This window comes from Paenibacillus wuxiensis (genome assembly GCF_040195695.1).
GTDB lineage: Bacteria > Bacillota > Bacilli > Paenibacillales > Paenibacillaceae > Paenibacillus_B > Paenibacillus_B suaedae.
In genome coordinates, this window is record NZ_JBEFZI010000005.1 from 151,792 (window position 1) to 174,830 (window position 23,039).

The window sequence follows — 23,039 nt, forward strand, 5'->3', positions numbered from 1 at the left end:
GTTCTAACGAGGCGATGATGCTACGTTAGGAATGCCTTTTCCTTTTCATATTTGCTGTAGTTGATGCCAACAGCCGAATGCAGAAAGCAATACCTTTTTATTGCTGCCGAGTCATCAGATCACGAACTGCATCCGTAACCGATTCCTCCATGGAATAGAGGGTTTGAAATCCCTGCTGGCGAATTTGCGCATCGTCCCAAATGCGGTCGGTCGTTAATGTGTCCCATGCAAAAGGCGACATAGGATACGCTTTCCGTTGTTCCTCAGTCCGTTCAGCGGGGATATGGAGAAGGGAAGCGCGCTTGCCTGTAGCGGCATCGATGGCCTCTTTCAATTGCATCCAAGTCGTATCGAATCCTTTCAATACATAAATTCCGCTATTCCGCTCTGTCCCGCCGGATGTGCCGAGCCACTCCATTGCACGGCCGATATCGCGAGTATCGACAAGAGACACCTTAGCTGAACCATCTCCGATGATTGGATACTGATCACGGGCATGAGCCGCGAACATTCTGGCGAAGAATGAGGATTGATCGCGTACTCCAATCGTGCTTGCCGGACGTAATATCACCGTCTTCATTCCGCTACGGAGGCCAGCTTCTTGTACGATCTTCTCCCTTGCTAGTCCTAACTGCTGTATCGGGTATATCGGTTGAGTATTATATCGTTCATCAATTGGTTCATTGCTGCGGAAATCATAGACAACAATGGTGCTTAACTGAACGAAGCAGGCTACTCCTTGCGCGGCCGCAGTGTCTGTCAACCATTTCGTCAATTGAATTTCTACGGGTGCGTCTGAGCGTATCGCCGAATTCAGCTTCGCATCTGCTGTGCAGTTGTAGACCACATCATGTCCTTGGATGACAGAAGCCAGTTCTGTACGATCCTCCATATGGAGTTGGATGACTTGGGCGCCGCTCAGTTTGAGCCATGAGATATTGCTTGTATGCCGTGCGGCGGCGGTAACCTCATGCCCGGCATGCAGGAGCTGCTCTACGACATGGCTTCCAATGAAGCCGGTGCTTCCGAATACAATTGCTCTCATACGGTGTTCCTTCCTCCTAGGCCTTGCTCCATCACATTCCGAAATTATGAATTCAACATGCGCATGCTGTGCTGTTATCATAATCGAACTGCTTTTCTAATAAAAGTACGGTTATTTTATATAGTAACTATCCTGTTGAATAGTAATGGAAGCCATGCGAAAAAAAGGACAAGCCCAAATATGAATGATTGCAACTTAGAGCGAAACCTTTCTCTAGATTGCCACGTTAAGAAGGTAACAGGAAGACATATATTGGATTATCATGCTTGGTGAACGAGGAGGAGGAACGGGTGAAAAGGATACTGTCAGGGATTGTGGCAGTTGTCATGCTGCTGCTTGTCATTCCTACACAGCTGCAAGCAGCTGCATCCATCAGCATTTACATGGATGGGGTGAAGTTGGTTACGGATCAGCCACCGACAACGCTTCAGGGTCGAACGATGCTTCCGATGCGCGCCATATTCGAAGCGCTTGATGCCAAGGTGTTGTGGGATCAGAGAAAGCAAATGGTGACGGCCATTAAGGACGATACTACCATTGTGCTGAAGATTGGCTCCAAGGCAGCGACCATAAACGGCTCCGCTGTTGTACTTGATGTACCGCCGCAGACATTGCTAGGGAGAACCATGGTGCCTGTACGCTTCGTCAGTGAGGCAATTGGGGCAGAGGTAGGCTGGGATCAGCGATCACAGAGCGTTTATATTCGGACACTCCCTGCAAACAAAACGGTAGCCCCAGTAACAAGTGTCAGCGTGCAAACGGCTAGCAAGTATGGAGATGGCCGTGATGTGGAGGTCAGCTTCTTGAAATCGGCAACGGAATCAGCGGTGGATCACTATCGCGTATTTGTAGTGAAGGCCGCGAATGTCTATGGATTCACCTTGTCGCAAGCATTAGCTGTTCCTACAGGTCAATATACCGTGGCGTTCCCGATTGGCGGGCCACAACAAGTGCCGCTTACATCCAACACTCGCGATGTAGATGGAGACCTTCTGAAGAAGAGTCAATCCTACGCGGTGTTAGTGCTTGCGGTAGGTAAAGGCACGAACAAGTCGGCGTTATCTTCAGCTTCCCAAACCCTAACATTAACGAACACAACAGTGTCCGCTGTAAGCAATGTGCAAGTACGCGATGTTGCCGACTACGGAGATGGCCGAGATCTTCAGGTCAGCTTTGCACGACCGCAGTATGATGATTACATCGCGAATTATCAAATCCACGTTGTGAAGACAAGAGATGCCAATCGGTTTGACACGGCTGCTGTAAATGCTGTGCCTAACTCATTCTACACGACAATCTCCAAATCTGGTTCCAATTCTACGTTAGCGACAACGCTCTCCTCTTCCTCAAGAGATGTATCCGGTGATTATATTCGCAGCGATATTTCATATACCGTATTTGTACTCTCTGTAAGCAGCAATAGCAAGGTGACTCCGCATGCGTTGTCTGCAGGTTCATCCTCTATTACGCTGGATCGTCCGATCGCGGCGCCGTCCATTACAAAAGTGGATGATGTGGGCAATTACGGGGATGGCCGTGACTTGCAGGTTAGCTTTATTCGCTCCGGCGATGAATCGAAGGTGAGCTATTACCGGATCTTTGTAGTCAGAAATCGAGATGCCGGAAGCTTCGATCTGTCCGATGCGAGCCGAGTTCCGTCCGGCAGATATTATGATGTCGCGCGGAATGGATACAACATAACGACGACATTGCCGTCCAATGCCCGAGATGTACAGGGATCTTATATTGGCAATGGGGAGACGTACCGCGTATTCGTAATGGCAGTAGCCAAGGATGGCAATGCTTCTGCACTCTCCGCAGCATCTTCTGCGATCGTACTCAACAATAAAGGGAATGTTCAGGCATCTAAGAATGTAACGGTCAGTGATGTCAGCGATTATAATGATGGCCGTGATTTGCGAGTTAACTTCGAGCGGGCATCGGATGAGTCGGATATTAGCCAGTATCGAATTATGGTCGTAAAGTCCTCAGATGCCAATCGATTTACACTGTCCGGTGCAAATGAAATATCTAGATCAAATTATATCGCTGTCAATACAACGGGACGACATCAAAGTATTGTGCTGCCTTCCAATGCCCGTGATGTGGATGGCTCTTCTATTCGAAATGGAGTCAGTTATCAGGTATTTGTCTTATCTGTTGGGAAGGGCAGTTACTCCAATGCCTTATCCAATCCGTCTTGGCCGATTACACTGGAGAATCGTGCTGTGGTATACTCCGCTACGAATGTGGGTGTACAGGATGTTAGCGATTATCGTGATGGCCGAGATCTACAGGTAGCATATACCCGAGCAGTAGATGAGTCGAATATAAGCCAATATCGAGTGCTGGTCGTAAAATCGGCGAATGCAAGTCAGTTCGGCGTCTCTGCGGCTAGTGAAGTACCGCGATCCAATTACACAGTTGTCAAAACGAACGGAGCGAATCGTACTTTGACGTTGTCCCCGGATGCTCGTGATGTGGATGGTTCATCCATTAAAAATGGTGTTAGTTATCGAGTCTTTATTTTGTCAGTAGGAGACAATGACGGCGGAACAAATGCATTGTCAGCACCTTCCCCAAATATCGTCTTGGAGGATAACCTAGGGGCAGACACAGTTACGAATGTTGCTGTGCAAGGAACAAAGAACAACGGCAATAGCCGGGATGTGGAAGTGAGCTTCTCGGCACCTGCTAATGATTCCACAATTGCCGAATATCGAATTCTAATCGTTCCGTCGGAGAAGGCGGACGGCTATAAGCTATCTGCTGCAAATACCGTATCGGCAATCAATTATAAGAAGGTATCTAAGCAGGCGGGCGTTGTGAAGGAGATGCTGCCTGATGCTGCACGTGATGTGTACGGCAAGCAGCTCTCGAAAGGGATGGCATACCGAGTATTTATCTTATCTGTGTCCGAAGGGAGAGGTGCATCCAATGCACTCTCTGCTCCTTCCGAGGAGTTTAAGCTGCTTGATCCTGCGGTTCCGGCAGCGGCGAATGTAACTGCTGTCCTGGAAGGGGAAGGAGCAATCCTCAAAGTATCATTCGATAAGGCAGCAGATAGCAAGGGCATCGCCTATTACGCGATAATGGCAGTTCCTTCTGGATACGTAGATAGCTTTACATTGACGGAAGCCAATCGGGTACGCAACGGAGGATATCGTGTGGTGAAGGTATCGGAGGAGGGTATCCTGACGCTTACTTCTTCAGATAAGGACATTACAGGATCCGCACTTCGAAGTGGTGTTGCCTATCGTATATTCATTCTGTCGATTGCAGATGGCCGACAAGCAACAGCCAATAATTTGTCCAAGGCATCTAATGAAATCATTCCTGGTGAAGCCTTCTAGAGCATACGAAGTAAATCTATAGGCAGTGATGGAGTAGGTAGATTCATAGAGGAAGGGGCTCCGATTGTATCGGGGCTCTTTGTTATGGGACAATGCGACAAGTTCAGGCATAGGGAGGAAAAAGGACTCGATTTTCTTGTAAAATTTTGCCGTTGCCTGCTTGACTTTCGATTCTAGCAGCATTAATCTAGTGATATAGAACTAATAGATTTATTTTCCATTTCAATAGAGTCTATATTGATAAAGGCAAACCCATCGAAAGATGGCGACGCAAAGCTATAGGGGCTACGGCGAATCTCGCTAAGCCAGCCAGTTACCGATTATAGAGGAATAGCGGCAACGTCCATGTACGTTACGATCCCTTCTTATTTCGGTAAGTGGGGATCTTTTTTTATTGCTTGTAAACTTCATATCATGCACTCCGTATTTGCACAAGGGCAAAGCCATTGAAAAATGGTGACGCAAAGCTATAGGGGCTACAGCGAATCTCGCTAAGCCAGCCAGTTACCAATCATGAAGCAGGGCAGTGTTGAATCGGTTATTCAGCTGTTCGCTTCGGGAGGAGAATGTATTGTGAAATGGGACAAGCGTGTTGTCGCATTTATTCTTGCTGTTATCATCGTATGCCCATTATTCGCAGTTCCGGTTCAAGCGCAGGAGCAGACTATTCTGGACAAGCTGGTTGTATTGCCTAACGGCGATTACAATCGAAGTGAGGCAGCTGCAATGAAGCAGCGGCTGGAGAAGATTCCGACATCGGTCTTGAATGCTCTATATAGTAAAGGAGTTAAGATTAAGCTTACACAAGGAGCCATTACGGACGAGCCAGAACTTGCTTACCTGAAGGGAGTAGTACCAAGAGGGTGGGAAGGCACTGGATTGACATGGGATGATGTCCCTGGAGTGAGCGAGCGAGTTGTGGCGGTTCGCATCGGGTATAGCGAGAAAGGGAAGGGGCACAATTCGTTGAATCTGGAAATTCACGAGACGCTGCATGCGGTTGACCGACTCGTTTTCAATGAAATTAGTGGTACTGAAGAATTCAACACCATTTTCAATAAAGAAGCAAGTGTAAAATATAAAGGTGATGGCTATGTTTCGACGTATCCAACGGAGTATTTCGCTGAAGCTGCTAGCTTGTATTTGTTTAGCGATACGACAAGGGGCGATTTGAAGAGCAGCATGCCGTTAACTTATGAATTTATGGCTAAGCTATTTGCGAGCTAAGAGCCCTACATAGAAGAAGCGCCTCCTCGACATGCGTCGAAGAGGCGCTTTGCTGCATATTCGTGCTCAGTCGCGATTATGGGTACACGACATCAGCGTTTACTTTCTCCCACGATTCGAATTCATCCTTGTTGCGGTGGTAGTCATGGTAGTTCGTCGCTTCCATCACATCGGAATAGTACCAATCCGTAGGGGCGATATCCGGCCATTTCTTCGCGTCTTTGTGGACATCATCGTTGTGCACTTTTCGGTTCAGTACGCTGTTGATGAACGCCATTGCTTCGACACGAGTGATGTACTGATTTGGCTTGAACTTGCCATCTGGATAACCCTTAATCCAGCCTTTGTTGGCTGCCGATACAATGTATTTCTCTGCCCAATGACCGCTGATATCGGAGAACAGTGTATTCGTCTGCTCATTCAGCTTATCGAATCTGGAAGCAATTGCGGCGAACTCTGCTCTCGTAATCGGTTTTTCTGGCAGGAAAGTGCCATCTGGGTACCCAGTGATAATCCCTGCATTCTCCATCGTGGAGATGTGTCTGTTTGACCAGCGCTTTTCGGCTACATCCTTGTAAGAGTTGGTGCCCTTCAAGAAGTTGGCTCGTGTAGTGTTCTCCATTAAGCGGTAGAAGATAGCAGCCACTTCTTCGCGGCTGATCAGTTTTTTCGGCTTGATTTCCCCATCCGGATATCCATTGATGTAATTGTAATGATATTGCGTTTCTAACTTCGGCACCGGTGGCAATGGTGGAACTGGTGGCAATGGCTTGGAGCTTGGATAATAGGAGGTACTGCTGCCTCCACTGCTACTGCCTCCGCCACTTGAGTTTTGCGTGTAATAGAAGATATACTCTTGCCCTTCCTTATCGGTGAAGGTGTAAGTGTCAGTGGATTTCACAGGTGTATACCCCGATATGGACAGTGCCGTAAGTTCGACCTTCTCCCCAGCTTTGCCGCTCTTCGTCGTTGGATTTACGAGCTGCTTGCCTGTTCCTTGCTCCACATATTTAATCGTTACTTGCTGATCAGGCTTGCTGATTGGATTCTTGATGTAGAGGATCGTGAACGTCTGTGAAGCATCCGCAGTGAAGACATAGTTGTAAGTAGACTGTTCTGGATTATATACAGCGTCTGTCACTGTGATCGGTGTTGGCTTCAGTGTGATGTGCTCTCCGGCTTTGCCTTTCAACGAAGTTGGTTCTGCTACCGGTGCAAGAGTCTCCTTATCCAGATGCAGTACCGTCAGCAGCAATGCCTCTACAGGATCGCCCTTTTTGTAGTAAATCGTGTACTGTTGTTCTGGAGTTCCGTCAATCGTAATGTCATGATTGAACTTTAAAGGCTGATAGACAGCGTCTGCTACGGAGATTGGCTCTGCTGTTACATGAACGACTTCGCCAGACTTGCCGCTGACCGTAGTAGGCTCATGCAGCACTGCGTCAGTGCCTTCTTCAAGGTGATGAACAGTTACGAAATAGGTTGGCAGCTCTTTCTTGCTGTAGAAGAACGTATAGGATTGTTCAGCTTGCTCAGTGATTGTGTATTCATGCTGGTAGGAGTCTGGCACGTAGATTACACCATCAACTGTAATATCCTCTGCTCTCAGTGTGATGGTTGCTCCAACCTTGCCGCTAGTCGAAGTAGATTCCTTCAGAACTGTGCCAGTAGCTGCCTCTTTATAGTGGACGTGAACAGTACGTTCTACAGGGGCATTCTTGGTGTAGAAGAAGGTGTGCTCTTGGTTAGCCTCAGCAGTGAACGTGTACTTTACTTCTGGATTGACTGGAGTGTAGCCTGTGACTTCTAGTGCAATCAGTGTTATTGATTCTCCAGTTTTGCCGTCTTTCGAAGAATCTTTTGCGATAGGAAGCTTGGTGTCTTGGTCAATGTAGTGGATGGTTACTTTTTGTGGATTCGCGATGTAGAAGAATTTGTACGTGTCGTTTTTATCTGTGAATGTGTAAAGCTCTCTTTCTACCTCAGGCGTATAGCCAGGGATCTTCTTGGCTTCCAACCCAAGCTTCGTGCCGGTAGGTCTGTTAAAAGTATCAGAATCTGCAAGTGGTTTGTTGGTGTCTTTACTCAAATACTCGACAATCAATGTCTGCTTGCTCGGCGTATAGAAGAATGTGTATACATTGTCATTGGCCTTAAATGTGTAGCTGTCTTCCGTCTTGTCAGCTGTAAAGCCTGGAATGCTTAGAGCCTTCAACGTAATCGTCTGGCCAGTGACACCTTGTTCAGATGTTGGGGCAGCGATTTCTCTGTTTGTAAGACTGCTGACATGTTTGATGATTACTTTTTGAGCGTTCGCTTTGTAGAAGAAGGTAACCACATTATCCGCAGTTTTTACAGTATAGGTTACTTCCGTCTTCTCAGGCGTGTAGCCCGGGATGTCGATAGCTTTCAACGTAACAGACTCGCCAATTTTACCTGAATGTGAAGTGTCATCGTTAGTGATGGACTTGCCGGTATCCTTATCGACGAACTTGATGGTAATAGGGAGATCCGCCTTTTTGTAGAAGAAGGTAACCACGTTATCGGCTGCTTTGACAGTATAGGTTACTTCCGCCTTCTCAGGCGTGTAGCCCGGGATGTCGATAGCTTTCAACGTAACAGACTCGCCAATCTTACCTGAATGAGAAGTATCATCGTTAGCGATGGATTTGCCCGTATCCTTATCGACGAACTTGATGGTGATAGGGAGATCCGCCTTTTTGTAGAAGAAGGTAACCACGTTATCGGCTGCTTTGACAGTATAGGTTATTTCCGCCTTCTCAGGCGTGTAGCCCGGGATGTCGATAGCTTTCAACGTAACAGACTCGCCAATCTTACCAGAGCGAGAAGTGTCGTCGTTAGCGATGGACTTGCCGGTATCCTTATCTACATACTTAATCGTTAGCTTTTGTGGAGCTAGCATATATCCGAACCATACTGTTTTGTTAGGTTCCTGCAGTGTTAACGTTTCTTCTGTAGGGTCGGTGCCCTTTTTCAACACATAGTTATCAAGCTTCGGAGCAGGAACCTTGTACTTCGGCCCTATATCCAGCGCATCCTTCCCATTGACAGTGAAAGACTCGCTGTACAACTGCTCTGCAAGATCCACACGTTCGACAACCTTGCCGTCTGCGTTAATAGGCTCGCCTTGTTCATTAACCTTGTAGCCTTTCACAAGAATGGAGCCTTTGCCGAAGCTGACTTGTGGCACTTCAAAATCTTTTGTTGTACGTTGTCTATTCACATCTGTGTATTCCATGGTGGTACGTCCGTTTGTCGGGTAATTGACATCGGCACTCGGATTTTTAGAAGAGTCCATTTTGATGGTATATGTCAGGGTTGCCGGACTTCCCTCTACAATGTTGCCAACGTCCCATACAAACGTTTCCGAAGCTGCATCCCATTTCACCGTGCCTTGAGATGCTGTATAGTCTTGCTTTTCAACAGGTTCATTACCCTTGAAATTAAGGTTAAACATTTCACCCATCGGATCCTTGACTACAGCATTTTCAGCCGCGTAGGAAATTTTCCCTGCCAGTTCAGAGAAAACCTTCTCCAGCTCCGCGCTGTCAGATGGGTAATAGTTGTTTGCTGAAGCGCTGTTCTTTAATACATATACAGCGTTAGCATCATTGCCGACCTCAAGCCCAATCGAATAAATGGTGATTCCTGCATCCTTGGATGCTTTGGCTTGAGATATCGTAGGAATTCCATTGTCCTTAACCGTATAGTTATCTACCTTGTATCGATCCCCCAACAAGCCAGAGGATAATTCATAGCTGCTGCCGGATCCGATAGTCTTGGTGTAGTCAAAGTTGGACAGTACAAAGTTATACTTGTTGTTGGGCCATGAATAAGGAGCGGCCTTTTTTGCAGGAGAACTGAACGTTGGCGCACCGTCGCTAAGCAGCACAATAAATTTATTTTTAGCTGAACTCTTTGTAGTTAGTAACTGATGTGCTGTGTTGAGAGCGCCTTGTATGTTTGTCCCTCCGGAAGCCGAGATGCCCTTAATTTTGTTCAGGAGCTGCTGTTTATCATTCTGGCCAAGGAATCCAGATGATGTATCCTCTGCGCTGGTGCTAAACGTGACAAGAGCAATTCTTGTTTTGACGTTGGACAAAAGCAGTGTATTTGCAAATTTCTCCGCAGCTTTTTTGGCATTGTCTAACCGTTTGTAGCTTTTCATACTGTCTGACTTGTCTAAGACAAGTACAACATCGGTGTCACCGGCTTCAACGTTCTTCCCTTCGGCGGTCAGAGTAATCTGCCACTCTCCTGGCGTCCCGGTTGGCTTCGCTGTCTTGCTTAATTTCACAGCACCTGGCTCTGGCCAAATTGGATCACGTGCGGCTGCATCTGCACTTTGCAGTGTGTGAGGAATAAACCCGAAGAACACGGCAAATACGCACAGCCATGTTACGGCCAACTTTACTCTACGTTTCATTCAATTCGCCACCTCATTTTTTCATTTTATTCCTCCCCTACCGAAGTGAGTCCATGCCTCCTCATTCTTATTTATATAGCTCAACGGACAGTTAATTCCGCCAGAACTTCACATAAATAAAAAAAGTCCAGCTGCAAGTAACAGAATTGTTAGTTGCAGCCGGACTATCATAGGTCGTAGAACCGTTAGACTCCGAAGCTTTGCGGCCTAATCTTTCGATTAGTGTGCCCTATGTGATTGATCAATCATAACACCTCTTATCCAAGCGAAGATGACTGTAATCATAGGCATAGGGAACTATCAAGCTCAATATAGGTTACGAGGAACAATTTGTCAATGATAAGAAAATACTAGTTTGTATACATACTACAAGTATTAACCTACTAGAGTTGATCCATACCTGATAATCCATCTATATGCCTCCAACTTAATAACTATTCATCGCTATCAGAAGGAAATAACGGATTGAAACGCTCCAATGCCCGTACGATAATGAGTAGAGCAGATAATCTAGCAATTGGCTTCAGGAATACCAAGGTGTGTCGAGTGAGACTGAATGAAGAGCAAATAGAGCTTAAGATTTTTGTAAGGATTGAGTAAGGAATTAGAGAGGAATGCCTCATACAATAAAGTCATCGGGAAGCACGCATTGAGCGGGAGGAGATACTGGCATGACGTATTTATTACGTACACATCATTTGACGAAGACGTTCCTAGACAAAGAGGTTGTCTCGAATGTGAATATGAACATCCGTCAAGGAGAGATATATGGATTTTTGGGTCCGAATGGGGCCGGTAAGACAACAATTATGAAAATGATTACGAACTTAATTAAGCCTACAATGGGTCAAATTGAAGTATTCGGGGAAGCGCTAGCCCCTAAGTCGTATCATCTGCTGGCTCGGATGGGGACAATTATCGAATACCCTGTATTTTATGACAAGCTGTCGGCACGAGAGAATATGGAGCTGCACTGCGAGTACATGGGATATCACAACATGAAGGCCATAGATGAGGCATTGGAGCTGGTGAAGCTCAACCATGTGGGTGATAAAGCAGTTAAAGATTTCTCGCTTGGAATGAAACAGCGGCTAGGGATCGCCAGAGCGATCGCAACGAAGCCGGAGCTGCTTCTGTTGGATGAACCTATTAATGGGCTGGATCCGATAGGGATTAAGGAGATACGCGATTTGCTTCTCATGCTGAGCAGACAATATGGTACAACGATATTGATATCAAGTCATCTGCTGGGTGAAATTGAGCTTGTTGCAGATACGATTGGTGTCATTAATAAGGGTCGATTAATTGCAGAAGTGTCTATGGATGAGGTTCGTATGAAAAATAGCGAATATATTGAGATTGTGACGAATGATTGCACGCGAGCTGCGTTCCTGCTCGAAGATAAACTAGGCATACACAATCTACGAGTCATGGATGAGCGCATAATTCGAGTATATGATCCGAATATCCAGCAGGGAGTGCTGACGAAGGAACTGGTCGTGAACGATATTTTAATAGAATCGATCCATAAGAAAAACAGCTCTTTAGAGGAATACTTCTTATCTTTGTTGGATGGAGGCGATCATGTTGCGTAATTTGATAGCTTTGGAGCTTCGGAAGCATCACATAGGAGGGTATATTCGAAACGCAATTATTGCAAATATTATCGCGATTGCCATCTTATTCTTAATGTTATACAGTCCTAACATGATGGAAGAAGTTGTTTTCGCGGATTACACTGCCCTTTTTGTGGGTGTGGATTCATTTGTACGAATGATCTTTATCGTCTTTGCAGCAGTATTGATATCTCGGTTCATTATTGATGAATATAAATCAAAGACAATAAACATCCTATTTATGTATCCAATAAGTCGGAAAAAGATCCTCCTCAGCAAGTTGGCCATTATCGCCATTTTCACATTTAGCAATATTATTGTGTCTGAAATTGTGCTCAACGCGATCTTGTTGACAGCAAATGCAATTGTACCCATTATACAAGAGCCCCTGACTTTGTCGATAATTGGGGGAGGGGCATTGAAGTTGATCATGAATGCAATGGCTGCAAGCATTATGAGCCTCATTCCGCTATATTTCGGCATGAGAAAATATTCGACACCGACGACGATCATGTCTTCCTTGCTCATTGTTTCCATCGTGTGCTCGAATAATGGGGGAGTCTCGCTGAATTCAATCATTATCGTTCCGATCATCTTGGCGCTGATCGGTGCATTCGTAATGTACATGACAATAAAGAAGGTTGAGCACGTAGATGTGGTCAATTAGTTGAATACGCTGACGTTGTCTGAGCCTGAGAAGACTTGGACAACGGGAAATTAAAACAAATTAAAAAACAGGAATTGCTATTTGGGTAACCTTGTGGTAAGATGACTATATTCAAATTTGACCTGATTCACATATTGCAGAGGGTTATTTTGAAGCTAGAATAACCTTGTCCAATATGTGAATTTTATTTATTTATGTAAATAAGAGGTCATGTAAATTTTAGGAGGTATTTGTTCATGCAAACAGGTACAGTTAAATGGTTCAACGCAGAAAAAGGTTTCGGTTTCATCGAAGTTGAAGGCGGCAACGATGTATTCGTACACTTCTCCGCAATCACTGGCGACGGCTTCAAAACGTTGGACGAAGGCCAACGCGTTGAGTTCAACGTAGTTGAAGGCAACCGTGGACCACAAGCTGAGAACGTTGTAAAGCTGTAAGACACGAAATTACAATGCCCCAGACCTAAGGTTTGGGGCATTTATTAATTTATGCGGCAGAGATGCCGTATGAATAGCAAAGAGCCGCCCTCAGGGGCGGCTCTTTGTGTTTCCGCTTCGTTTTAGTTCTGTTCGCAGCCACGCCATTTATTTGTCGATCTTTTTTGTTGTGGAAGGCAGTATAGTGGGGATGAAGTATGTTATGCTATTGTTCGAAGCGAGCTTATGGCAGCTTCCATCTCGTATGACAATGGCAATCATATTGAGCAATTTTTGGACAGATAAATATAGAGGCTGGTGGATACGTACAACATGGAACTATCCGAGATAACTTCTTATTTTACAGAAGAGCATTTGAAGGCGTTGTTGGAGCAATTCCGTTCCTTCGGGCCGCTGCCGGGCATATTACTGACGTTCATGAAGTCCTTTATCCCGCCGCTGCCTACCCTCGTTATTGTAGGTGTGAATGCTGCAGTATATGGGTTGTGGCTCGGATTTCTCTATTCATGGATTGGAATTGTGAGCGGCTGCATGCTGACGTTCCTCATTGTGCGCAAGGCAGCAGGCCACCCGTTGCTCGCCCGCTGGGCTGAGAAGCCGAAGGTGAAGAAGAGCATGCTGTGGGTGCGTCATAATGCATTCAGTTATGTCTTCTTGCTTAGTATTTTCCCAGTAGGTCCCTTCGTTCTTATTAATATGGTCGCGGCTGTTGCGCGCATGCGAATCCGCTCCTTCTTCATTGCGATTCTCTTTGGCAAGGCGCTCATGGTATTCTCCGTATCCTATATTGGTCACGATATACAACGATTTATTGATCATCCACTGCAACTTATTTTTGTCGTCCTATTTATAGGCCTGTCTCTGTTGATTAGCAAAAAAATTGAAGCACGCTTCACACGGCATACTTCTGATGAAGAAGGGCATATAGACGCTGCCTTAGAACAGCATAAGCAGTCAGTGTAAAAACGGCGATTAGGGTCTCGGCTGGAGGTAGAATGATTGCGCCCTTCCGTCTAGTCAACGTCGCAGCTGCATGTGAATGATGATCCCCGGATAACTCCGGGGATTTTTATTTGCGACCATCTACAGTTGGCGTGAACCGTAGAGCCTGTATTATGTCATGAAGTGAAGGTGCCTTTTGCTTTGTTTACAATTTCCGTAATACGTGACTCGTGCTGCTCCAGCTTCTTTTTGGACTGATCGATTTGACGAATTAGGGAGACGAGGGATGTTAGCGACTGAAGTGAACTTTTGGCGTCTCCCTTCTTAATTGCTTGATTGAGCGATGACCATAGTGGCGTAGTGCGTTTCTGTAACTCACTAACCGTGCTTCGTTCTGATTTCATTTGGGCATTCACGGTATTGATGCCTGCCAGAATATCACGTACGCGTTTTACGAATTTTGATTTGCCCTCACGTGCCTTCTTTACTGCTTCTACCTTTGTTTTAATGTCCATTCTTGCTAATTGCACTGCGGCCTTCACAATATCGCGCTGCTTGCGCAGCATTTCTTTTTTGTCGTCTTTTTTGGAGCCCATGCGGGATAGCTGATCGTTCAGGAGCTGGTATGAAGCGAATAGCGGTTCGTAGCGCTGTCTTGTTTGCTTTAGAGAGGCGTCGAGCTTATTAATCTTGTCGGTATCCCAGTGTTGAAGCTTACTGCGTACATTGGTCAGGTTTTCTTTGTTCTTTGCTTGCATCCGCTTCAGAGTGCTGTCTCGCTGCAGGCTCTGATTTTGCAAGGAAATGAGCTCACTATACATGGAGTCTATGGAGCTGGATTGAGTTGGGGTAGCGGATTCAGCTATCTTCGTCAATGCGTTCTTCGCTGTGGGGGATAATTCCTTGTTTGCTGCATGCGATACAGCGGATAGCAATGGCTGTAGAAGTAACACGGCGAGCAGTACTGCTGAGACTTGCCAACCTCTCTGTTTCATTTGTAAACCTCCTCTTGGTCGTTAACTTCAGGACAACAAAAAAACCCGCAAGAAGGGCATGATTGCCCATTCCTACGGGTGCTTCCGTCGCAAGAAATTACGATATATTATTTACATGTAAAATATAACCAAACAAATAGAGTCTTGTCAAGGTAGTCTGGATATCTGATTGGACAGAGTAGAGGCATCAACAGATGCATGTTGCAAAAATGTAAGTAAATAAGGGCGGATTGTCATATTAATCAATAGGTACTGTGAATGGCTCGCTGTATACTGGATACTATAGAAAACAGTGAATGTATGAAGAACTTCAAGTTACCCTACCCTTAGGAGGAATGAAATGATGATCGTAACGACAACACCATCGATTCAAGGCAGAGAAATTGTAGAATATATAGATATTGTAACGGGAGAGACAATCATGGGAGCCAACGTCGTACGGGACTTCCTTGCCTCTGTGCGTGATGTAGTAGGCGGTCGCTCTGGTGCATATGAGAGCAAATTGAAGGAAGCGCGTGTCATTGCGATGGAAGAAATGAAGGATGCGGCAAGACGACTTGGCGCCAACGCAATTGTCGGCATTGACGTGGATTATGAAGTGGTGCGAGAAGGCATGTTGATGGTTGCAGTAAGCGGTACGGCAGTCGTTGTTCGTTAGTACAAGCGCTAGAACAAAATAAGAATAAATAAGAGGTCTGTGTCTCATTGTGAGCGCACAGACCTTTCGCTGTAAAAAAATGCGGCCAGCCTCAGTCCATAGACGGATGAAGCCAGCCGCGGACGTCGAAGCTGAGCGATTCTACTTCGTGTGGGCATAATTGGTGTTGTTCGTTAGTGTAGGGAGCATACGCGACGATTCAACCATTGTAGACTGGCAGATCGGGCAAATGGGGGTGTCGTCGAATGTGAAGTTCTCCCGCATCCAACAGGGGCAGCCGTCCTGACTGCATTGCCAGATGGATGTTTGCTCCTCGGGAACTGGCTCGGGTTGTTTTTTTGCATAGTACATGGTAGAACCCTCCTTTTATTTGTGCGCGCTGATGAGATGGGATAAATAAAAGCGCGGGCTGAATGAAAAGAACTGCCCCTATGGACAGCCCTTCTATTCACGGTTGACTCGGCAAGTTCCAAGTATGTCTGCAAGCGCAGTCGGTACAGTGAAAACGAATGTTATGCAGCTCACGAGCGTTTTCGCATGTTGCCGCTCTTCTATTATGTGAGTCGACTTCGAAAAATATGCGAAATTTTCTAATTTCTCATGATGTTGTAAATGAGCGAAGGAGGTCATGTCCATGGATTTCATTCCCGATCATCTTGCACCGCATCTGCGTATTGTGTTCGTTGGCTTTAATCCAAGCTTGAGATCAGGGGCGACGGGGCATCATTATGCGAATCCACGCAATCGATTCTGGCAGATCATTTATCGAGCAGGTCTGACTCCAAGGTTGTTCCGGGCAGAGGAAGATGGCGATCTGATTGAATTAGGCTATGGATTTACGAATATTGTTGCCCGTCCGACTAGAGAGGCTGCGGAGATAACGGCAGAGGAGTATGCGGAAGGGCGCCAGCTGCTTCGTCAGAAAATTGAGATGTATAAGCCGAGGGCTGTATGCTTTGTTGGTAAGGGTGTGTATGAGAAGTACAGTGGACGTGCGGGCATCAATTGGGGTGTACAGGCGGATCCGGTTGTAGAGGGCGTATATGAGTTCGTCGCCCCTTCATCCAGTGGACTTGTCCGTATGAAGCTGGATGAGATTGTAAGTATCTATGCAAGACTAACAGAGGCACTTAATCCCGGTGGGGAATGATGAAGAATGGGCTTATATTTGATGCAGGGGACTAATAGGGAGTAAAAGCGAGCATTATTACAAGCGAACCGTTCTGTTTCATGAAGATGATGCTTCTTGCGGTCAGATGCGGCAGGAAGAGGGAACACCACATTTTTCTAACAAGAGTCTACTCCTTATACTTAAATAGGCTTAAATTGTGCACGTACAACAAGCGAGGAGTGACTTCTGTTTGAGTTACGAACAAATGTTAGATAGACGAAATGAACTGTTAAAGCGGAATATCCAGCAATACATTGCACAGGACAATCAGCACGGACTGAATTCACAAGAGCAATACTTGATGAATCATATGATTAAGGAGCTTCATCAGAACATGCATGATCTGCATGCTAGCCATAAATAAGGCAGTATGTCGGACTGTTGATGATATACGGGAATCAGGAAGAGAGCGTCTGCGTGAGCAGATGCTTTTTTTTGTGCAGGTTATGTACGTTCGAGGGGGTTGTCTGCTGCTTGAATCCGATTCAGCTCTGTGGTAGACTACTGTCACAAAATAAGTAGTCGGCTAAATAAATGAATGGGAGTTTATAGGCAATGGAAGATACGTATTTGGATTCGTTAGAGGTGTTGCTGTCACAGGTTGTGCGGGCATACAACAATGAAATGATGAAGAAGGTGCAGGATGTGGGCATCCATCCTGGGCAGCTGCCGATGCTGTTTCTGCTTAGTGATCAAGATGGGCGGAGCCAGAAGGAATTAGTGGAGAAGGCGAAGATTAAGCCAGCAACGGTTACGGTGATGCTGAATCGTTTGGAGAAAGCGGGGCTCATCGAACGCCGTGCGGATGAGGAGGACTTGCGGGTTTCCCGCGTATATTTGCTGCCAAGAGGCAAGGATGCCGTAGGGCATGTGCAGGAGGCTGTGAAGGAAGTGGAACAGCAATGCTTCCAAGGATTCCGCGAGGAGGAGAAAATCCTGCTGCGTCGTTTCTTGCTGCATATGTATCACAATCTGTCTGCTCATGATGAAGAGAGGGTAGGCGAATAGAATAGCAGCCGCTGTTTGCTGTTAAAGGGTCTCTGCAATAAGGCTACGAGCCGTCCCCTCCTGCAGTTTGTATCATTAGTTAACAAACTAACGTGAAAGGTGCGCTGTATTCATGAAACAGTTATTTGCTTATATCTTGCCTTATCGAAAAGCGGCTTTATGCGCGATGCTCCTCATGCTCGTTGAGGTCATATGTGATCTGATGCAGCCGACGCTAATGTCCCATATTGTAGATTATGGTGTAGTGAATCGGGATATGGGATATATCGCAAAAACAGGGCTCATGATGGTCGGCATCGCCTTTGTCGGTATTGCGGGTGGAATGGGATGCGTTTATTTTGCGAGTATTGCTTCACAGCATGTTGGCGCAGATATCCGCTTGGCCATGTTCAAGAACATTCAGACCTTTTCCTTCGACAAGTTGGATCAATTCCATACTTCCTCTCTGATTACACGATTAACGAATGATGTCGTTCAGGTGCAGAACGTCGTGCTGATGATGCTGCGCATGATGACTCGCTTTCCGCTGTTGTTCATGGGTGGGATCGCGATGGCGTTCGCGCTGAACGCACAGATGGCTCTTATATTTGTTGTAACGGTTCCTTTGCTATTCGGGGCACTTATTCTTATTTTCCGCAAAGGTATTCCTCTATTCAAAAACGTCCAAACCAAACTCGATCGACTAAATGGTGTAGTGCGCGAAAATTTAGCAGGCATACGTGTTATTAAAGCGTTTGTTCGCTCTTCGTATGAGCAGGAACGATTTGAAAAGAGGAACGCTGACTTGTCTGAAGTAACGGTGAAGGCTGCTCGAATTATGGCGCTTATGATGCCTGTTATGATGCTGGTTATGAATTTCAGTATTGTAGCTGTTCTATGGTTCGGTGGAATCAAGGTGGACGGCGGCAGTATGCAGGTGGGAGAAGTCATCGCCTTTACGAACTATATGATGCAAATTCTGTTCGCGCTTATGATGGTGGGGATGATGCTTATGATGCTGTCTCGGGCTAAGGTGTCTGCAGACAGAATATCTGAAGTATTGAATACACAGACGGATATTTCAGATATCGCTGCTGTTCGTAACGTTGGACTGGAAGTGGAGCATGGGCCAGAGCATGCAATGGAACATCTAACAGAACATGAATCAGAACTAGCAACGGATTCAGCGGAGCACACCACAGCTTATTCTAAAGCACATGGCCAGCTTGTCTTCGATCAAGTTTCTTTCAGCTATACAGGTGGAGGAGGGCAACCTGTCCTGAAGCGGATTTCTTTCACGGCAATGCCAGGGGAACGGGTTGCGATTCTTGGCTCCACCGGTGCAGGCAAATCAACACTGGTGAACTTAATTCCACGATTTTATGATGTAACAGAAGGACATATTCTGCTGGGTGGGACAGATGTTCGGCATATCCCACTGCGCAAGCTGCGGCAGCGGGTTGGTATGGTGCTTCAGGAATCGATCCTGTTCTCCGGGACAATTCGGGATAATATTCGCTGGGGGAATGCAGCAGCTTCCGATCAGGAAGTGCAGGCTGCTGCTGAAGCTGCACAAGCGGCTGAGTTCATTCAGAAGCTGCCAGAAGGTTACGATACGATGATTGGACAACGAGGCGTCAATCTGTCCGGTGGGCAGAAGCAACGCCTGTCCATTGCGCGAGCGTTGTTGAAGCGGCCGTCCATACTTATTCTGGATGACAGTACAAGTGCAGTGGATACAGGTACGGAGGCTCGCATGCAGAAGGCGTTTCGAGAGCAGTTGGAGGGCACGACCTGCCTCATAGTAGCCCAGCGAATCAGTTCCGTGCTGGACGCGGATCGCATCATGGTGCTCGATGATGGATATGTGGTTGGCATAGGTAGACATGCAGAGCTGCTGGATAGCTGTGAAGTGTATCAGGATATTTATCGTTCCCAAGTCGGAGAGGAGGCGGTATAGCGTGTCAGAGCAGCATTCTCGCATAGGACGGGAGCAAGAACGCAGTTCCGCTGATCATTCTGTCAAAATGATGGGTCACAAAGGGCCTGGATCAGGGGGCATGCACCTTATGGGCCCTCCTAAGAAGGCTAAGCAATCCAAGGCGACTATCATTCGACTGTGGCAGTATTTGCGTGCGGAACGCATACCGCTGCTGGGAGTCTTCCTGCTTGTCGTCGCCAGCTCCGTGTGTGCACTGATTGGTCCTTATTTGATCGGCAAGTCTATTGACAGCCTAGGCATCGACTCAGGGACAACCGACTTCGCCTTGCTCGGATCACTTGTGTCTTGGCTGCTTATTGTGTATGCCCTAGGTGCATTAACCTCATGGATGCACACATATATGATGGCAAGCATCTCGCAGCGAACCGTTCAGGCGATTCGCAAGGATGTGTTCGTCAAGGTGCAGACACTTCCGCTCAAGTTCTTTGATGAGCGACCGCGCGGAGATGTGATGAGTCGTCTGACCAATGATGTCGAGAATATCAACAACTCTCTGTCACAGAGTACGATTCAGATTTTCACCAGTGTCATAACGGTAACTGGTGCTATCGGCATGATGATCGCACTAAGTCCTGTACTGACATTGATTAGCTTAATTGTCGTACCGCTGGGGCTGTTTGTGACCCGCAGCATAGCGAAGCGAACGCGTCGATTTTTTACGGATCAACAGCGTGAGCTAGGAGAAATGAATGGATATATTGAAGAGATGATTTCAGGTCAGCGAGTCATCAAGGCATTTGGCCGCGAGGAAGAAGCAATTGCAGCGTTTGAGAAGAAGAATATTCAGCTGAGACATGTGGGTATCCACGCACAAGCCTTCTCTGGCTTCGTTCCTCCTCTCATGAATGCGATTAACAATATTAGCTTCGCATTAGTTGCGGCGGTTGGCGGCTATATGGCAGTTCAAGGCGTCATTACGATTGGAATTATTACAGCATTTCTCAATTATTCGAAGCAATTTGCTCGTCCGATTAACGAATTGGCAAACCAATATAACATGTTGCAGGCAGCGATTGCTGGCGCAGAGCGTATTTTTGAAATCATGGATGAGCAGCCGGAGTATGCTGATCAACAGACAATATTGCCATTAGAAGGTATGAAGGGGGAAGTTGTCTTCCAAGATGTATCCTTCGGATATAAGCCGGATGTACCGGTGCTGAAGGAGGTTATGCTAACTGCACAACCCGGTCAGACAATAGCACTTGTTGGTCCAACTGGGTCTGGTAAGACAACGGTCGTGAATTTGCTCATGCGTTTCTATGATGTTGATCAAGGCTCGATCCTTATTGATGGGCAAGATATTAGAGACATGGACAAGGAAGAGCTGCGTACTTCGATTGGCATGGTGCTGCAGGATACCTATTTGTTTGCCGGAACCGTTAAGGACAATATTCGTTATGGAAGATTAGAAGCAACGGATGAAGAGGTGGAGCAGGCCGCCAGACTTGCCAATGCACATTCGTTTATCGTGCGTTTATCTGACGGATATGACGCTGTGCTGACGGAAGACGGAAGCAACCTGAGTCAAGGGCAGCGTCAGCTGCTGACGATTGCACGGGCTATCTTGGCGAACCCAGCTATTCTTATATTGGATGAAGCGACGAGCAGTATTGATACGAGAACAGAGATGCATATTCAGAAGGCGCTTCAGACCTTGATGAAGGGACGTACGAGCTTCGTTATCGCTCATCGGTTAAGCACGATTCGAGAGGCAGATCAAATTCTCGTTATCGAGCACGGTCGTATTATTGAGCGTGGAACTCATGCAGAATTGCTGAAGCGGGAAGGGTTCTACTATCGATTGTACATGAACCCCCTTATTCAGGAAGTATCCTGATACCGGTGATATCGAATGCATGACAGATAATGATAATGATAATGAAGGTGAGTTATAATAGTGGTTGGCAAATACAGTACAGATAGTCAAGATAGCTTAATCATTTGGGGGAGCTTCCTGATCCATCCAGGAGGCTCTTATTTGTATACATATATTATGGAAAATCGATTCGCCTATCTTTGGTAGCAGGTTGATCAAGGGCTCTAAGGATGATACGATCATACTTCCGAATCCATGCGAGGTGTGCGTAATGAGCAAGGTTCAAGATAAAGAATAAAGAAGAGGTGAGAAAGGTATGTTTACACATAGATTTGCACCCTATCAATATACAGGGTGGGGATCAGCAGCCCAACTGCTGTCCGAAGTGGAGCGTCACGCGCCGAAGCGGATATTGTGCGTGACGAGCAAGTCGGTATTTCGCAACGGTACGGTGGAGCGTGTACTTCAGCCGCTTCGTGAGGCAGGCTATGAGATTGATATCTATACGGATACGATGCCGGAGCCGCCGCTTGCGGCAGGAGAGGCACTCGTTCGCTATACACGTGAAGGTAAGTTCGATCTTGTCATTGGCTTAGGTGGGGGAAGTGCGCTGGATTTGGCTAAGCTTGCGGCAGTTCTATCGCAGCATGAGGGAGCAGTTGCGGATTATTTGAATTTGAGCGGGACTCGTCCATTATCTGTACGCGGCCTGCCGAAGATTCTAATCCCGACGACATCAGGCACAGGCTCGGAAGTAACGGATATATCCGTGCTGTCATTGGAGACAACCAAGGACGTTGTTGCTCATGATTACTTGCTGGCTGATGCGGCGATTATTGATCCAGAACTGACCGTGAGTGTACCACCGAGAGTCACTGCAGCGTCGGGCATGGATGCATTAACCCATGCAATAGAGGCTTATGTATCTGTACACGCCAGTCCGACAACGGATGGGGTGGCGCTGCATGCAATTCGCTTAATTAGCCGTTCGCTCGTTCGGGCAGTGAAGGATGGAACGAACAAGGAAGCACGGACTGAAATGAGCTATGGCAGCTATTTGGCTGGCCTCGCCTTCTTCAACGCGGGCGTGGGCGGTGTTCATGCGCTTGCTTATCCGCTCGGCGGACAATTCCATTTATCGCATGGCGAGTCCAATGCAGTTCTGCTGCCGTATGTGATGAATTATATTCGCGGTGCCTGTATGACGCGTCTTCGCCATATCGCAGAGGCAATGGGCGCGGATGTTCGTGAATTGACCGATGCAGAGGCGTCCTGCCTTGCCATTGAGCGGATGAAGCAGCTGATCGAAGAAACGGGAATCCCGCAGACGTTGGATGCCTTCGAGATCCCTCGTGACGCACTGGAGTCACTTGTGCAGGATGGCATACAGCAGAGGCGGCTTCTTGCACGCAGTCCGCTGCTGCTAACAGAAGATGATATTCGTCGTGTGTACCTGTCTGCCTTCGAAGGTGTGCTGGCCGAGGCGGCACCGCTTCAGCAGAGTCATGATTCGTAGGTAATTCATATTGCAAACTATAGGGTCTGCTTGTGAAGCTCACGCATATTGCGGGGGCTGCGCAAGCAGGCCTTTTTGCGATGCACTTTTGTCATGTACTTTTGCTGCCTTTATTTCCGTTGTGAGGAACGTACATGTACGCAACAGGCTGGACGTGTAT

17 protein-coding genes and 3 riboswitches are annotated in these 23,039 nt (G+C 46.8%); of the genes, 13 read left to right on the forward strand and 4 right to left on the reverse strand.

Annotation, left to right across the window (positions count from 1 at the left end; translation table 11 throughout):
• Positions 1 to 97: 97 nt before the first annotated feature.
• Positions 98 to 1,045, reverse strand: coding sequence for an NAD-dependent epimerase/dehydratase family protein (locus tag ABN764_RS12370; protein WP_446672048.1), 948 nt, complete (start codon positions 1,043 to 1,045; stop codon positions 98 to 100).
• Between the two features lie 290 nt (positions 1,046 to 1,335).
• Between ABN764_RS12370 and ABN764_RS12375 the strand changes: the two genes are divergently transcribed.
• Together ABN764_RS12375 and ABN764_RS12380 are read left to right on the forward strand one after the other, a co-directional pair.
• On the forward strand, positions 1,336 to 4,398 hold the full coding sequence (locus ABN764_RS12375; protein WP_446672049.1) for a copper amine oxidase N-terminal domain-containing protein: 3,063 nt from the start codon (positions 1,336 to 1,338) through the stop codon (positions 4,396 to 4,398).
• 235 nt (positions 4,399 to 4,633) lie between these two features.
• Positions 4,634 to 4,719: riboswitch (cyclic di-GMP riboswitch) on the forward strand.
• A gap of 105 nt (positions 4,720 to 4,824) precedes the next feature.
• A riboswitch (cyclic di-GMP riboswitch) is annotated at positions 4,825 to 4,910 on the forward strand.
• 61 nt (positions 4,911 to 4,971) lie between these two features.
• On the forward strand, positions 4,972 to 5,625 hold the full coding sequence (locus ABN764_RS12380; protein ID WP_446672050.1) for an anthrax toxin lethal factor-related metalloendopeptidase: 654 nt from the start codon (positions 4,972 to 4,974) through the stop codon (positions 5,623 to 5,625).
• A 76-nt stretch (positions 5,626 to 5,701) separates the two neighbouring features.
• Here ABN764_RS12380 and ABN764_RS12385 read toward each other — a convergent pair whose 3' ends face one another.
• The gene (locus ABN764_RS12385) at positions 5,702 to 10,072 is read right to left on the reverse strand and encodes a MucBP domain-containing protein (RefSeq protein WP_446672051.1); all 4,371 of its coding nucleotides are present in this window, start codon (positions 10,070 to 10,072) and stop codon (positions 5,702 to 5,704) included.
• Between the two features lie 151 nt (positions 10,073 to 10,223).
• Positions 10,224 to 10,311, reverse strand: a riboswitch (cyclic di-GMP riboswitch).
• 432 nt (positions 10,312 to 10,743) lie between these two features.
• Between ABN764_RS12385 and ABN764_RS12390 the strand changes: the two genes are divergently transcribed.
• The 4 genes from ABN764_RS12390 to ABN764_RS12405 all read left to right on the forward strand — a co-directional run bounded on the left by ABN764_RS12390 (position 10,744) and on the right by ABN764_RS12405 (position 13,755).
• Positions 10,744 to 11,667 carry an ABC transporter ATP-binding protein gene (locus ABN764_RS12390; protein WP_021255718.1) on the forward strand — a complete coding sequence of 308 codons (924 nt, stop codon included), beginning with the start codon at positions 10,744 to 10,746 and terminating at the stop codon, positions 11,665 to 11,667.
• The gene (locus tag ABN764_RS12395) at positions 11,657 to 12,355 is read left to right on the forward strand and encodes an ABC transporter permease (RefSeq protein WP_174809225.1); all 699 of its coding nucleotides are present in this window, start codon (positions 11,657 to 11,659) and stop codon (positions 12,353 to 12,355) included. The genes ABN764_RS12390 and ABN764_RS12395 overlap by 11 nt, the downstream gene beginning before the upstream one ends.
• A 236-nt stretch (positions 12,356 to 12,591) precedes the next feature.
• On the forward strand, positions 12,592 to 12,792 hold the full coding sequence (locus tag ABN764_RS12400) for a cold-shock protein (protein WP_005543633.1): 201 nt from the start codon (positions 12,592 to 12,594) through the stop codon (positions 12,790 to 12,792).
• 312 nt (positions 12,793 to 13,104) lie between these two features.
• Positions 13,105 to 13,755, forward strand: a complete 651-nt coding sequence (locus ABN764_RS12405; protein WP_021255720.1) for a TVP38/TMEM64 family protein — start codon at positions 13,105 to 13,107, stop codon at positions 13,753 to 13,755.
• 155 nt (positions 13,756 to 13,910) lie between these two features.
• On the opposite strand, the gene ABN764_RS12410 is transcribed toward ABN764_RS12405, so the two are convergent.
• On the reverse strand, positions 13,911 to 14,729 hold the full coding sequence (locus ABN764_RS12410) for a hypothetical protein (protein ID WP_174809226.1): 819 nt from the start codon (positions 14,727 to 14,729) through the stop codon (positions 13,911 to 13,913).
• A gap of 343 nt (positions 14,730 to 15,072) precedes the next feature.
• On the opposite strand from ABN764_RS12410, the gene ABN764_RS12415 reads away from it, so the two are divergent.
• Positions 15,073 to 15,387 (forward strand): YbjQ family protein, encoded by a 315-nt coding sequence (locus ABN764_RS12415; RefSeq protein ID WP_021255722.1) that lies wholly within the window; start codon positions 15,073 to 15,075, stop codon positions 15,385 to 15,387.
• A gap of 141 nt (positions 15,388 to 15,528) precedes the next feature.
• Here ABN764_RS12415 and ABN764_RS12420 read toward each other — a convergent pair whose 3' ends face one another.
• Positions 15,529 to 15,738: a cold-shock protein gene (locus tag ABN764_RS12420; protein ID WP_174809227.1), complete on the reverse strand. Its 210-nt coding sequence runs from the start codon at positions 15,736 to 15,738 to the stop codon at positions 15,529 to 15,531.
• 283 nt (positions 15,739 to 16,021) lie between these two features.
• Between ABN764_RS12420 and mug the strand changes: the two genes are divergently transcribed.
• The 6 genes from mug (at position 16,022) to ABN764_RS12450 (ending at position 22,879) form a co-directional block, all read left to right on the forward strand.
• A complete protein-coding gene (gene mug, locus ABN764_RS12425) occupies positions 16,022 to 16,537 on the forward strand; it encodes a G/U mismatch-specific DNA glycosylase (RefSeq protein WP_446672052.1) in 516 nt (171 codons plus the stop codon).
• Positions 16,538 to 16,748: 211 nt separating this feature from the next.
• Entirely contained in the window at positions 16,749 to 16,922 is a 174-nt protein-coding gene (locus tag ABN764_RS12430) for a hypothetical protein (protein WP_005543625.1), read from the forward strand.
• 191 nt (positions 16,923 to 17,113) lie between these two features.
• A complete protein-coding gene (locus tag ABN764_RS12435) occupies positions 17,114 to 17,566 on the forward strand; it encodes a MarR family winged helix-turn-helix transcriptional regulator (protein ID WP_174809229.1) in 453 nt (150 codons plus the stop codon).
• A 112-nt stretch (positions 17,567 to 17,678) separates the two neighbouring features.
• Complete coding sequence (locus tag ABN764_RS12440; RefSeq protein WP_446672053.1) at positions 17,679 to 19,505, forward strand: ABC transporter ATP-binding protein; 1,827 nt, start codon at positions 17,679 to 17,681, stop codon at positions 19,503 to 19,505.
• 67 nt (positions 19,506 to 19,572) lie between these two features.
• Complete coding sequence (locus ABN764_RS12445) at positions 19,573 to 21,384, forward strand: ABC transporter ATP-binding protein (protein ID WP_446672249.1); 1,812 nt, start codon at positions 19,573 to 19,575, stop codon at positions 21,382 to 21,384.
• A 295-nt stretch (positions 21,385 to 21,679) separates the two neighbouring features.
• Positions 21,680 to 22,879, forward strand: a complete 1,200-nt coding sequence (locus tag ABN764_RS12450; protein ID WP_446672054.1) for an iron-containing alcohol dehydrogenase — start codon at positions 21,680 to 21,682, stop codon at positions 22,877 to 22,879.
• The last annotated feature ends 160 nt before the right edge of the window (positions 22,880 to 23,039 follow it).